Here is a 13,938-nt window from a genome sequence, read left to right on the forward strand (position 1 = left end):
TGGCGACAGAGAAATATATCTGCGCTTTGCTTGATACAGACTTACGCCATATATCTGATGCATTTTTCGATACACACAGTTTATTGCTGAAAATCTTGTAAATGAGTTAACTATCCAGGCAGGTAATCAACGTGAAAATTGAATCGATCGACGTCACCGTCTTCACTTATCCCACTCGTCGCGTTTCCGACAGCGCAGGACATTCTCATCCGGGCGATGAGCATCAGGCCAGTATGGCGTTGCTGACCATCACCGCCGACAGCGGTCACAAAGGCTATGCGTTTGCGCCGCCGGAAGTGATCCGCCCATACGTGGTGAACAGCTTTTTCCGCAAGGTGCTGATTGGGCAGGATCCGTTTGATCGTGAGCGGTTGTGGCAGGATCTGGTGCACTGGCAGCGCGGCAGCGCCAACCAGCTGACCGACCGCGCGCTGGCGATCGCCGAGCAGGCGCTGTGGGATCTGGCCGGGCGTGCGCTGAATCTGCCGGTGTACAAACTGCTGGGCGGCTACCGCGATAAAGTGCCGGCCTACGGCAGCACCATGTGCGGCGACGAGCTGACAGGCGGCCTGTCCACGCCGGAAGAATACGGCCAGTTTGCTGAAAAGCTGGTGAAACGCGGTTACAAGGCCATCAAACTGCACACCTGGATGCCGCCGGTGTCGTTCGCGCCCAGCCCGAAAATGGACGTCAAAGCCTGTGCGGCGGTGCGCGAGGCGGTGGGGCCGGATATCTGCCTGATGCTGGACGGCTACCACTGGTACAGCCGCAGCGAGGCGCTGTATATCGGCCGTGAACTGCAAAAACTGAACTTCACCTGGTTCGAAGAGCCGATGGAAGAGCAGAGCATGGCGTCCTACAGCTGGCTGAACAAGAATCTGGACATTGACGTCATCGGGCCGGAAAGCCTGGGCGGGAAATATTTCAGCCGCGCTGATTGGGTGAAAGAGGGCGCCTGCGACATTCTGCGCGCCGGGGTGCAGGGCGTGGGCGGGATTTCGCCGTGCCTCAAGGTGGCGCATCTGGCGGAAGCCTTCGGCATGGATTGCGAAATTCACGGCAACGGCGCGCCGAACCTGGCGGTGGTGGGGGCGATTAAAAACTGCCGCTGGTACGAACGCGGCCTGCTGCATCCGTTCCTGAACTACGACGAGCCGGCGGCCTATCTGAATACGCTGGTCGACCCGATGGACGAAGAAGGGTATGTCCATTTGTCGCAGCGTCCCGGTTTGGGCGAGGACATTAATTTTGACTGGATTGAAGCGCATACCCTGAGTCAGGCGTAGCGCTTGTGGTCTGTACGCGAGTAACCACTAAAAAAACAAATGTTGTCGTCTTCCATACTTCCACACCTGGAGAAGAATAATGAAAGCACGAGCAATACTTCGTACCCTGCTGTTGAGCACACTGTGTATGGCCGCCACGCCGGCCATGCTGTCAGCCAAAACCCCTGACGATCAACTGATTGTCGGCATGAACATGAACAACATGCTGTCACTGGATCCGGCCGCCATGACCGGCAATGAAGTGGTGGGGGTGGTCGTAAACCTCTATGACTCGCTGGTCGAACTGGACCCCGACAACCTGAGCCACGTTTTGCCCGCGCTGGCGAAAAGCTGGAGCGTCAGCGACGACGGCAACGTCATTACCTTCAATCTGGTCGATAACGCGAAATTCCATTCCGGCAACCCGGTGACCGCGGAAGATTTTGTCTGGTCGATGAACCGGCTGCTGCATCTGAACATGGCGCAAGCGACCACCTGGAAATCGTACGGCTTTACCGCGGATAACGTCGCGAAGATGATCCGCGCCAAAGATGCCCATACGGTGGAGATCGAACTGCCCAAGCCCAACGATCCCAAGCTTATCATCTACTCGCTGGCGACGCTGGGCAGCGGCTCGGTGCTGGATCGCAAAACGGTGCTGCAACACGAGAAAAACGGCGACTGGGGCAATGGCTGGCTGACCACCAATGAAGCCGGTTCCGGTCCCTTCAAGCTGGATGTGTGGCAGGCGAAAGATGTGCTGCGCATCAGCCGCGTCAGCGGTTACTGGCAGGGCGACGCCAAAATGAAGCGCGTCATTTTCCGACATATGACCGAATCGCAGGCGCTGCGGTTGATGATCGAGAAAGGCGACATTGACGTGGCGACCGGCATGTCGGTGCCGGATATCAATGCGCTCAAGCAGGATAAAGACGTGACGGTGAAGGAGGTGACCAAAGGCACGCTGTATTACGTGGCGATGAGCCTGAAGAACCCGTACTTCGCCAATCCGAAAGTGCGCGAAGCGGTGCGTTATCTGATCGACTACGACGGCATCAATAACACCGTGATGACCGGCTATGGTTTCTATCATCAGCGCCCGATCCAGAAAGGGATGGACGCCACGCTGCCCGATCCGGGCTACAAACTGGATGTGGCGCGGGCCAAAACCCTGCTGACGGAAGCGGGCTATCCGAACGGGTTTGACACCACGCTGCGCGTGCTGTCGGATCAGCCGTTCCTGAACCTCGCCACCTCCGTGCAGTCCACGCTGGCGCAAGCCGGCATCAAAGTTCAGATCCTCTCCGGCACCGGCAATCAGGTGTATGGCGCGATGCGCGATCGCAAGTTCGACATGCTGGTCGGGCGCGGCGGCGGCGGCGTCGATCCTCATCCGCATTCCAGCCTGCGTTCCGTGGTCTACAACCCGGATAACAGCGACGAAGCCAAGCTGACCAATTTTCAGGGCTGGCGCACCTCGTTCTATGACAAACAGCTGAACGAGATGATCGATCAGGCGTTGCTGGAAAAGGATCCGCAAAAGCAGAAGCAAATGTACATCGACGTCCAGAACCGTTATGAGGCGCTGTACCCGGCCATTATCCCGGTTTCCCAGATGATCGATTCGGTCGTGCTGCGCAAGGATGTCATGAAGTATGTGCCGCATCCGTCCTCCACGACCCATCTGCGGGACGTGTACAAGCAACGCTAGTTGGCGACGCAGAACGTCAACGTGAAATCACTGCGCCGGCGGCGGCCTGATGTCCGTCGCCGGCCGGGGGCTCGGGAGAAAGAACATGGTTTTCTCTGATCGGATCAAACCAGGCGAGTGGCTTAAACCGGGCGGCGTGTTGCGCCGGCTGGCGAAACGCTTATTCCAGGTTGTGGTCACATTGTTCGGCTTATTGATCCTGACGTTTGTTATCGGTCGCGTCATGCCCATCGATCCGGTGCTGGCGATCGTGGGGCAGGATGCCGACCAAAGCACCTACCAACAGGTTTACCAGCAACTGGGGCTGGATAAGCCGCTATACGTTCAGTTTTGGATCTATTTCAACGCGCTGCTGCATGGCGATCTTGGCAATGCGCTGCTGACCGGCCGCCCGGTTATCGACGACATTATTCGCGTTTTTCCCGCCACCATTGAACTGGCGACGATGGCGATCATCGTCGGCGCCGGTCTGGGCGTGCCGCTCGGCGTGCTGGCGGCGGCAAGGCGCGGCAAATGGGCGGACTATGTGGTGCGTTTCATCAGCCTGGCCGGCTATTCCACCCCCATTTTTTGGGTGGGGATGATGGGGCTGCTGGTGTTCTATGCCTGGTTGAACTGGGTCGGCGGCGCCGGGCGGGTGGACATGGCCTATGACGGGCTGGTGGAAAACCGCACCGGCCTGCTGTTGGTCGACGCCATGCTGGACGGCAACTGGGAAGTGTTTCGCAGCGCGCTCAATCATCTGGTGCTGCCCGCTACTCTGCTGGGGTTCCACTCGCTGGCGTACATCAGCCGCATGACGCGCAGTTTCATGCTGGCGCAGCTGTCGCAGGAATACATCATCACCGCGCGGGTGAAAGGGCTGTCGGAGTTTCGCGTCGTGTGGGCGCACGCGTTCCGCAACATTCTGGTGCAACTGCTGACGGTGGTGGCGCTGGCTTACGGGTCGCTGCTGGAAGGCGCGGTATTAATTGAAACCGTGTTCTCGTGGCCGGGGTTTGGCTCTTATCTCACCGGTAGCCTGTTGCTGGGCGACATGAACGCGGTGATGGGTTGTGTCCTGCTGGTCGGGTTGATTTTCGTCAGCCTGAATCTGCTGTCGGACATGCTGTATCAGGTCTTTGATCCGAGGACGAGAGTATGACGATTTCCTCCGAGCCGGTATTGCGCGCCCGGCCGCACAAGCGCGCCGGCCGTTTGAAGCTGCGCGGCGCGCGTATTCTGGGTTTTCTGTCGCTGTTGATGCGCAACCCGCTGACGGCGATAGGGTCGGCGATTGTTCTGGTGCTGATGCTGATGGCCATTTTTTCGCCGTGGCTAGCCACCCATGACCCGCTGGCGCAGGATCTCGCCAACACGCTGCAGGCGCCGAGCGCCAGCCATTGGTTCGGCACCGACGAGTTCGGACGCGATGTGTTTAGTCGTCTGGTGTACGGCTCCCGCATCACGCTGTATATCGTGGCGCTGGTGTCGATCACCGTCGGGCCGATCGGGCTGCTGCTGGGCGTGGTCGCGGGGTATTACGGCGGGGTGGTCGACACCATTTTGATGCGCATCACCGATATCTTTATTTCTTTTCCCAGTCTGGTGCTGGCGCTGGCGTTTGTGGCGGCGCTCGGCCCAGGGCTGGAGCATGTGGTGATCGCCATTACGCTCACCGCCTGGCCGCCGATCGCGCGTCTGGCGCGGGCGGAAACCCTGTCGCTGCGTCAGGCTGATTTTGTCTCGGCGGTGAAACTGCAGGGCGCGTCTTCGCTGCGCATTCTGCTGCACCACATTGTGCCGCTGTGCCTGCCGTCGGTGATTATCCGTATCACCATGAACATGGCCGGGATCATTCTGACCGCGGCCGGTCTGGGCTTTCTCGGGCTGGGGGCGCAGCCGCCCGACCCGGAATGGGGGGCGATGATTTCGGCCGGCCGCCGCTACATGATGGAGTGCTGGTGGCTGGTGACGATTCCGGGGCTGGCGATTTTGATCAACAGTCTGGCGTTCAATTTCCTTGGAGACGGCTTACGTGACATCCTCGATCCCAGAACTGAATAATGTGAATGCGGCTCACCACAAGCCGGAAGCAGCTTCGCTGCTGGAGGTGGACAATCTGCGGGTGAGTTTCGTCAATGGCCGCGCGGTGACCGACGCCGTGCGCGGCGTGTCCTTCTCGCTGGGGTGTGAAAAGCTGGCGATTGTCGGCGAATCCGGCTCCGGCAAATCCACCGTCGGGCGCGCGCTGTTGCGACTGCATCCGCGCAGCGCCCGCATCACCGCCGACCGGCTGGATTTTAACGGCATCGACCTGCTGGCGGCGGATGAAGCGCGAATGCGCCAGATTCGCGGCAAACGCATCTCCATGATCATGCAGGATCCCAAGTATTCGCTGAATCCGGTGGTGTGCGTCGGCGATCAGATCGCCGAAGCCTATCTTGCGCACCACCGCGTTTCGCGGCAGGCAGCAAAGGAGAAGGTGATTGCGATGCTGGACATCGTGCGCATCCGTCAGCCGGAACGGGTATACGGCCTGTACCCGCACGAGGTTTCCGGCGGTCAGGGGCAGCGCATTATGATCGCGATGATGTTGATCACCGAGCCGGAAGTGGTGATTGCCGACGAACCGACCTCGGCGCTGGATGTTTCCGTGCGCCTGCAGGTGCTGGCGATGCTGGATGATCTGGTGAGCGAGCGCGGTCTGGGGCTGATCTTTATCAGTCACGACATCAATCTGGTACGCAGCTTCTGCGATCGGGTGCTGGTGATGTACGCCGGCCGGGTGGTGGAATCGATCGCGGCCGCCGATCTGGACCATGCGCAACACCCCTACACCCGAGGTTTGCTCAATTCATTGCCGGATATCGATCATCCGCGGCCGCGCCTGCCGGTCATGAATCGCGATCCAGCCTGGCTTAACCCCTAAGGAGCGCATATGACGACTGAGGCAAACCACAAGACGCGGGCGATGATTGAGGTGCGTAACCTGAACCTGACGTTCGGCGAGGGAAGCGCGCAAAATCAGGTGCTGTACGATGTGAATCTCACCGTCAATGACGGTGAGATCTTCGGTCTGGTCGGCGAATCCGGTTCCGGAAAAACCACGGTGCTGAAATGTCTGGCCGGGCTGTTCAATCACTGGCAGGGGCAGTTATGGATCGATGGTCAACCGCTGGCGCATCGTATCGAGCAGGCGCGCTGCCGCCGGGTGCAGATGGTGTTTCAGGATCCCTACGGTTCGCTGCACCCGCGTCATACGGTGGAGACGATTCTGGAAGAACCGCTGTTAATTCATCGCTTCGACGATCGGGATGACCGTATCGATACGTTATTGGGCAAGGTGGGGCTGGGACCGCAGTTTCGCCGCCGCTATCCTCACCAGCTTTCCGGCGGGCAGCGTCAGCGCGTGGCGATCGCCAGAGCGTTGATTCTGGAACCGCGGGTGCTGCTGCTGGATGAACCCACCTCGGCGCTGGATGTGTCCGTGCAGGCGGAAATCCTCAATCTGCTGGCGGAATTACAGCAGCAGGAAAAATTGACCTACCTGATGGTGACGCACGATTTGGGGGTGATAGCGCACCTGTGCCACAACGTCGCGGTGATGCAATATGGCCGTATTCTGGAAACGCTCGCGACCGGCGATTTAGCCCGCGATACGCCCAAAAGTGCGTATACCACGATGCTGGTGGATGCCAGCCGACAGTACAGTCGGGATTTGGCGGTGCGATCGGAGCGGATGTAAACCGGGCGTCTATGGATGGATGTGCATAAGACGGATCTGCATAAGACGGATGCGCATAATACGGGAGGGCGACGGCGGTTGCCTTCCCGTTTCCATTTTGGAAACGGGCGGATAAAAGGTTGACATTGGTAATATTGAGAATGAAAATCATTTGATTATTATTTGACGAGCCAGCAACGTGAATCACTCCGCCGCCCTTTGCCCCGAACAGGCTGATGACCGCCATGATGACCAACGGCGTGTGCAGCAGATCTATTCCGAGCACCATTCCTGGCTGCAAGGATGGCTGCGGCGTCGCCTCGGCTGTTCCCAGCAGGCGGCGGATCTGGCGCAGGATACCTTTCTGCGGTTGCTGACGCACTTTCCCGCCGAACCGATTCGTGAACCGCGCGCCTGGCTTAGTACCGTGGCGCATGGGCTGATGGTCAATCACTGGCGGCGCAAAGATCTGGAACAGGCGTATTTGCAGACGCTGGCCAGCCAGGAGTTTGTGGTCAGTCCGTCGCCGGAAGCGCAGGCGATGATCGTCGATGCGCTGGTGGAGATCGACGCGTTGTTGTCCTCGTTGTCGTCCAAAGCCCGACAGGCGTTCCTGTGGGTGCAACTGGAAGGGCTGACCTATCGTCAGGTAGCGGAACGCCTGATGGTGTCGGAGCGCATGGTGAAAAAGTACATGGCGCAGGCCATGCTGACCTGCCTGACCGCTCAAGCGTAATACCATGACGTCGCCGTCCTCCTCCTTGTCTTCCGATATCCTGTCCGCCGCGGCGGAGTGGTTCGCCACGCTGCACGACGAAGGATGCGGCGAACAGGAGCGGCGCGCCTGGCGCCGCTGGCTGGAGAGCGATGAACGTCATCAACTGGCCTGGCGTCAGGTGGAACAGATTCAGGCGCGTTTTCAGACGCCGGACAACCGGCTGATCTCCTCGGTGCTGAGCCGTCAGGGGCGCGAGCGGCGTAGCGCGCTTAAACTGCTGGTGCTGACCAGTGTGAGCGGGGCATTAGGCTATAGCCTGCCGTGGCGCAGCTACGCCGCCGATTATCGCACCGGCGTGGGAGAACGCCGTCAGCTGACGTTGGCGCAAGGGGTTCAGGTATGGCTGAATACCGATTCGGCGCTGAATGTTCGCCATCAGAACGAGGAACTGGTGCTGCAACTGCTGTCGGGTGAACTGCTGCTGGAGCGAGCAGCCGGCGGGAATACGGCGCTGCGGCTGGAAACGGGGCAGGGCAGCGTGATGCCCGGTTCATCTTGTAAGCTGTCCCTGCGAACCTGGGAGCAGCGCAGCTGTCTGGCGGTGTTCGGCGGCGAAGCGCACTTGCAACTGGGCGCCGGAGCTGACCATCGCCTGCGGTTGCCTGCCGGGCAGGAAGTGACTTACTCGCGTGAACAGTGGCAGCCGCCGGTGGCGGTGCAAGCCTTCCGGCAAAGCTGGTCGGGCGGCGTGCTGGTGGCCGATAATATGCGGCTGGACCAGTTAATCGGGGAGATCGCCCGTTATCAGCGGCTGCATTTCCAACTGGATGACGGCGTGGCGGCGCTGCGTATTTCCGGGGTGTTCCCGTTGCAGGACACCGAACGGCTGTTCAATGCGTTGACGAAAACCCTGCCGATCACCCTTTCTCAGCGTTTTTACTGGTGGGTGACGATCCGCTCGCGTCAGGCGTAATTTCCTGCCGTTTCTGAAATTTTTCCCACCATTACCTTGTCTATCCACACGATAGACGCCCAAAAATGACGCTAATCACGCTGGTGTTTCGTGGTTAAAATGCTAAGAATGGTCGCTGAAATATTATTTCACGGTCAGAGTATTGCCACCTCTGGCGACGGGGCGATCCCCTTCGTTGGCAGGCGCTGCGATTCCCCTGACGTAGCAGTACGAAACAGGATGTCATATGCAGTTGTTGAATTTGAAACAGGCCAGATTGCTGAGCTTCGTCTTTATCATGGGGGGGCTGTTGCTCTTGATTGAGCTGCGCCTGCTTGCCTGCTTTATCGCCGGTTTTTTGGTGTATGAAATCATTAATCTGCTGACGCCGTATTTCCAGAAGGTGATCAGCGGCAAACGCGCCCGGCTGGCGGTGGTGGCGGTGATCAGCACGCTGGTGGTCTGCCTGTTGAGCGTGATTTTCGGCGCGTTGGTCGGGTTGCTGATGCAGGAAATGAAAGACACCAGTGTGTTCAACGCCCGCATCGCCTTTATTCTCGACGATGTGCAAAAGCAGATCATGACCTACCTGCCGGGCTATCTGCCGGTCAGCGTGGAGGAGTTGCAGCACGAGTTCGTGATGTGGCTGCAAAAGCACGTGGTGATGCTGCAAAACATGGGGAAAGATTTCCTGCACGGTTTCGTCACCATGCTGATCGGCATGATCCTCGGGGCGATCATCTCCCTGTATAACATCGAGCCGACGGTGGATAAGCCGTTGCTGAAAACTGAACTGATGCACCGGGTGGCGCTGTTGTCCTCCTCGTTTCGCAACATCGTGTTCGCGCAGGTGAAGATTTCGCTGGTAAACACGGTGCTGTCCGCCATTTTCATTCTGGGCGTGCTGCCCGGCTTCGGCATTCATCTGCCGTTTGCCAAAACGCTGGTGGTGCTGACCTTCATTTTTGGTTTGCTGCCGGTGATTGGCAATCTGATCTCCAACTCGGTGGTGTTCATCGCCGCGTTGTCGATTTCTGTGCCGATCGCGCTGCTGGCGCTGGTCTATCTGATGCTGATCCACAAACTGGAGTATTTCCTCAATGCCCAGATTGTCGGCACCCGCATCAAGGCGCACGCCTGGGAGATTCTGCTGGCGATGCTGGTGTTTGAAGCCGCATTCGGTATTTCCGGCGTGATTGCCGCACCCATTTACTACGCCTACCTAAAAAGCGAACTACGGGAAGCGGCGCTGATTTAGGCTGCGCCTGCATCATTACCGGATGCAGCCTCAGCCGCATAACCATTCATAGTCAGGTCGTGTGCGCAGACGACCTGGCTATGTTTTCGTAGATAGTCATATATTACTCTGACAATAATAATGTTTTCCTGATTATCTATAGGTGATGATGAACGTCATATAGCCAACGTATTGGTAATACGAGATATATTATAAATATTAGAGCCACCCTTTCGTTAAATAGATATCCTTGTCTTTTATTTTTTTTATTGTAGGCTGAAAAAACATCAGTTTCTGGGCTGATGATTTTTATAAGAATAAGGCTATTTGATGCCTTTAATTATTATACCCGTCATACGTTAAATTGCAGGAGTGCTGTCTTTATTACCTGGCCTATTCATGGCCTCGTCCTGAAGGCCAACGCGTTGCGTTGTTCAAAACGCAAGTGTTTTTTTTCTGCAACTAAAACTGTTTTGGGTATATAAATAAAATATATTGCTCAAGGATAGGAGTAATTATGGATTATAGAATACTTCAGGGGATTTTCTCTGGATTGCCTTCTGTTGACGATCCGCGTTTCTATTTATTTGATGATTTCTATCAGAATAATAAAATCGACGTGCTCGCAACATTACCCTGGCTGGTTTCCGAATTAATTGAAAATGATGGGTTCGACATAATGCTGGAGTTTGTCAGGCGTTATGGCGGCTGTCGGATCTATATTAATAAAGATTATGCCGCGTTTACGCAAAAAGTAGGCATCGCGTTATCGGAAAAAACATACCGGAACATGTTGCTGCACTCAGCCTCTGATAGTGTGCTGGACATTCCCTCTGCATGGGGGATCTATCTGAAGCTGAGAAATGTTGCGATTAGATTGCTATTACAGTCAGGCGTGAACCTGGAGCAGATCGCGCGGGATTTTGGCATGACAGAGCGTGCGTTACGAAAAATTATGGCCGACGGATAGTCGGCCGCATCATCTGACTATTTCGTGGCAGTATATATATGCGGCTGAAAACGATAGGGAGTTATTCAGCCTTTAACTCTTCAATTGGTATTCCTAACGTTTGCAGATAAGGTAAAAAAATAGAAAGGTAATGGCGGCGGATAAAATAATACGACTGACTGAACCGATTTTTGGCACAGCGAGTAGTCCGAAACGCACCAGATATATATTATGGCACGTATCCGGATGATACTGTTGTCAGGTTATTGCGGCTGTCGCGTTGAGAGAACCCGGCTGGCACAGAAAAGAAGAATACGCTCGGTCAGGCGGCTACATAGTGCGGCGCACAGATAACGCGCCAGCATAAATAGAATAAAGATAAACACAAAAGTCGTGCTGGCCTGCTGCCCCAACACCAGCATGGAAAACGTCAGTACCGTATTACATCCAACCCAGGCGCACAGCAGTATATCACGCTGTCGTGACCAGGCCCCTGACTGGGAGAGCCTGGTTTGTTGCGTCAATCCTTTCGTACCCCAACTAATATCGCTGAAATTCGCCACAGAATAGCTCGTGAGATAAAAGTGGAAGAACGGCAGACTCGGTAAATAAAAAACTGCTACGCGCCATAACGTATTTAGGTTCCTCGATGAAGATAAGAGCAGCGCCAGTAGCGGCACCAGCAGGAGAAAGCTGCCTGGCACCGGGTGGTTACTGATGTTGATAAGCATGATCAGATTGATGATGAGCCCCATCATGCTGATGGCAAAACTATGCAGGCGTACCCCCGTCGGGGTGTTGACGCTGTATATCCGACTGAGCCACAGCACGCCGCACCAGAGCCCAAGCAGGCTGCCTGCCGCCACATAGCGCGCGGCTTCACTGAGCGAGGCCGGAACGAATGATTCGGTACTCATGGCGCCTAATACGCTAAACAGGGAGGGGAAGAGAAACAGGATCAGCAATTGGCTGTAATTCCAGAACAGGGACGCGATGATTTGCCTTTTTCTGGCCGATGAGAGCGTGTTTTGGCGCCATAGTCCGGGCAAGGCCAGCAAGGTGGTGGCTCGTACCGCCAGTGTGCTGTTAATCCAGCGGCGCCGTTGTCGCACCAGTTCGGCAAAGGTGTGGCAGGGATCGGTTTCCAGCATGGCGTCAGAACGGTATTCGGTCGTAGAAGGCGGAATACTCTCCCTGACTATCTCAAACCCCAACACCCGATCTTCAGCCAGAAATTGGTTATGCTCCAGCAAGCCCTGCGGGTGCAGGCCGCGTAAATAACGCTGAAGTGGCGATGACGTGGTTGAAGACGGCATGCTGAACGTTGCATAGCGAATCAGGCTGCATTGACCCGGCACGACCTCCATATACCCCAGCCGTTGGTTGACGGGCCAGTCAGTGATTTTTTCCCACCAAAAGTCGCCATATTGCCAGTTCAGTATCAGTCGCCGGTCGGTCGGCGGCGGGGTGAGGATACGGGCTGTCACCGCCGCACAGTGGTGATGCGCTTCCAGATAGTCATGCAGGCGAGACAGGCAATGAGCATCGGGAACAGAGCCGGTATCAATTTGCAGAGCATAGCTCGGCGTGATCAGCCGGCAAATATGGCGGAAAAACCAGCTGTGTGAGTCCAGTTTGCCGCGATTATGGTGCTTAAGAGCCAGTACCAGCGTCACCGATGATAATGCGTTCTGCGTGGGGGAGATGCGTGGCGACGGCGGCAATATTTCACTGGCGGATAAGGTAAGGCACTGAAGCGCCAACTGGTTACCCATATTTTTATCGGCGTCGGAAGGCGGTGATGGAGAAGACAGGTCAAAACCCAGCGAAGACAACTGTGCCCGAGTTTGCGGATGCAGTGCCGCTTCGCCATCGGTAACCATGCATATCACCAGCGGGGGCGACGGCGCGTCTTCGAGCGTGGTGGAAAACTGGCTGGCGCACAACGCTGTCAGCGTATTCAGCAGCGCTGCGGGCGGCTCATTGTATAGCGTTACACAGGCCATTATTTTGCAGGTGGCAGGTAAGTGCCGGGGATAAATCAGTCTGCCCTCCGGCAGCGCTTCAATCGCTACAGCAAACGTATCCGTCTGTGGCATTGCCCGGTTTCCGACGGCAAGCGCGGGGGAAATCCTGTTCATGAGAGTCATCCTTGTCAACATGAGCGTTTAGGCCGAAAGGCGTAAGGCCAGTGGTTCAAAGCCTTCATTCCGTAATGGATTGTGAGGCAGCCGCCAAAAATCGGTCACAATGCTGGAGTAAATACGGCGAAAGTCAGTGGTAAAGTATGGATTTCCCGCCTCATCCAGCTTACCAAGGTCACTGGGCGAGCCATAAATCCCGCCGCTTAACGCGCCGCCCAGCAGCAGGGCGACACCACTGGTGCCGTGATCGGTGCCGCCGGAGGCATTTTCCTCCGGGCGCCGGCCAAACTCGGACTGCACCAGAATCAGCGTGTCCTGCCAGGTGCCGATGTCCATTAATCCCCGCCGTAATCCCATCAGCAGCGTGGCCACCTGATGTAATAGCGGACGGTGCAGTTCATTCATCAAACCATGTAAATCAAACCCAGACATGCCTAGCTTAAATACCGGCGTGTCTACATCGCAGGCAATCAGCCACAGGAGTTGTGCGCCCTGAATGTAAATCGGCTCCAGGTAGCCGTACTCGCTGCTCCTGAACAGCCGTTCGAACGGGTTGGGGCGGTTGAGTTTTTGCCGGATTCGTTGGCTGATATCGCGATGGTTTTCAAGCAATGAACGGATGTAGTGAGTCGCTGAATTAGGCGCTTGAACGGCAGGCCGTAGCGCCACGTCATCGGAGGACATCAGGACGTTGGTATCCTGAAGTTCCAGAGCGCGTATCCCCTCTTCCTGTAGAAACGCAGGCGAACCAGAAAAAACGATGCCGTTGGCGTCATGGGGCGCGGCCCAGCTACGGTTTGCCGCGATAGTGCGTCCAGCCCATCCGGAACGCTGTGCTGTGTCAACATAGCCGGTGTTCCAGATAGCGGTGGAATCGAAATGCGACAGCGATGGATTGGGATAGCCTGCGTCCGGTATCACGGCCAGCTCGCCGCGCTGATAAAGTTCTCCCAGAGGTTTGAATGACGGGTTAAACGCCAGCTCATCACTTAAGCGGATCCAATCCTGGGGGGAAATCGCCAGATTGGGGCGGTAGCGACGATAGAGCGGGTCGCGGTAAGGAATGAGCGTATTCAGCGCATCGTTGCCGCCAAATAATTCCAGAATAATCAGCCGACGCCGACCGGTTTGCCGACCCAGCGCTTGAAGATTTTCCGCCAGCGACGATGTTGGCAATAATGACACCAGCGGCAGCGAACCAAACAGTTTCAGCAGGTTTCTGCGGGTACGCAGGATAGATTTATCCATAACAACTC

At 56.5% G+C, this 13,938-nt stretch carries 12 protein-coding genes; 10 read left to right on the forward strand and 2 right to left on the reverse strand.

The features are described from left to right. Positions 1 to 131: 131 nt before the first annotated feature. The 10 genes from CPA59_RS03585 to CPA59_RS03630 all read left to right on the forward strand — a co-directional run bounded on the left by CPA59_RS03585 (position 132) and on the right by CPA59_RS03630 (position 10,559). Positions 132 to 1,286, forward strand: coding sequence for a mandelate racemase family protein (locus tag CPA59_RS03585; protein ID WP_107758706.1), 1,155 nt, complete (start codon positions 132 to 134; stop codon positions 1,284 to 1,286). Between the two features lie 79 nt (positions 1,287 to 1,365). Continuing rightward, entirely contained in the window at positions 1,366 to 2,976 is a 1,611-nt protein-coding gene (locus CPA59_RS03590) for an ABC transporter substrate-binding protein (RefSeq protein WP_049854545.1), read from the forward strand. An 85-nt stretch (positions 2,977 to 3,061) separates the two neighbouring features. Continuing rightward, complete coding sequence (locus CPA59_RS03595) at positions 3,062 to 4,120, forward strand: ABC transporter permease (protein WP_038917884.1); 1,059 nt, start codon at positions 3,062 to 3,064, stop codon at positions 4,118 to 4,120. A 98-nt stretch (positions 4,121 to 4,218) separates the two neighbouring features. Continuing rightward, positions 4,219 to 5,022, forward strand: a complete 804-nt coding sequence (locus tag CPA59_RS03600) for an ABC transporter permease (RefSeq protein ID WP_369831427.1) — start codon at positions 4,219 to 4,221, stop codon at positions 5,020 to 5,022. Continuing rightward, positions 4,994 to 5,887 (forward strand): ABC transporter ATP-binding protein, encoded by an 894-nt coding sequence (locus CPA59_RS03605; RefSeq protein WP_369831419.1) that lies wholly within the window; start codon positions 4,994 to 4,996, stop codon positions 5,885 to 5,887. Before CPA59_RS03600 ends, CPA59_RS03605 begins: the two co-directional genes overlap by 29 nt. 42 nt (positions 5,888 to 5,929) lie before the next feature. Then, positions 5,930 to 6,703: an ABC transporter ATP-binding protein gene (locus CPA59_RS03610; RefSeq protein WP_161130952.1), complete on the forward strand. Its 774-nt coding sequence runs from the start codon at positions 5,930 to 5,932 to the stop codon at positions 6,701 to 6,703. Between the two features lie 241 nt (positions 6,704 to 6,944). After that, complete coding sequence (locus tag CPA59_RS03615) at positions 6,945 to 7,418, forward strand: sigma-70 family RNA polymerase sigma factor (protein WP_038917887.1); 474 nt, start codon at positions 6,945 to 6,947, stop codon at positions 7,416 to 7,418. A 4-nt stretch (positions 7,419 to 7,422) separates the two neighbouring features. Then, the gene (locus tag CPA59_RS03620; protein ID WP_107758707.1) at positions 7,423 to 8,373 is read left to right on the forward strand and encodes a DUF4880 domain-containing protein; all 951 of its coding nucleotides are present in this window, start codon (positions 7,423 to 7,425) and stop codon (positions 8,371 to 8,373) included. 226 nt (positions 8,374 to 8,599) lie between these two features. Continuing rightward, positions 8,600 to 9,610 (forward strand): AI-2E family transporter, encoded by a 1,011-nt coding sequence (locus CPA59_RS03625; RefSeq protein ID WP_038917889.1) that lies wholly within the window; start codon positions 8,600 to 8,602, stop codon positions 9,608 to 9,610. A gap of 496 nt (positions 9,611 to 10,106) precedes the next feature. Then, positions 10,107 to 10,559 carry a hypothetical protein gene (locus CPA59_RS03630; RefSeq protein ID WP_038917890.1) on the forward strand — a complete coding sequence of 151 codons (453 nt, stop codon included), beginning with the start codon at positions 10,107 to 10,109 and terminating at the stop codon, positions 10,557 to 10,559. 242 nt (positions 10,560 to 10,801) lie between these two features. Here CPA59_RS03630 and CPA59_RS03635 read toward each other — a convergent pair whose 3' ends face one another. Beyond that, complete coding sequence (locus tag CPA59_RS03635) at positions 10,802 to 12,679, reverse strand: addiction module (protein WP_159077920.1); 1,878 nt, start codon at positions 12,677 to 12,679, stop codon at positions 10,802 to 10,804. 27 nt (positions 12,680 to 12,706) lie between these two features. Then, complete coding sequence (locus tag CPA59_RS03640) at positions 12,707 to 13,930, reverse strand: DUF1501 domain-containing protein (protein ID WP_107758709.1); 1,224 nt, start codon at positions 13,928 to 13,930, stop codon at positions 12,707 to 12,709. Positions 13,931 to 13,938: the final 8 nt, after the last annotated feature.

Source organism: Dickeya sp. Secpp 1600, from assembly GCF_003049805.1.
Taxonomy (GTDB): Bacteria; Pseudomonadota; Gammaproteobacteria; order Enterobacterales; family Enterobacteriaceae; genus Dickeya; species Dickeya fangzhongdai.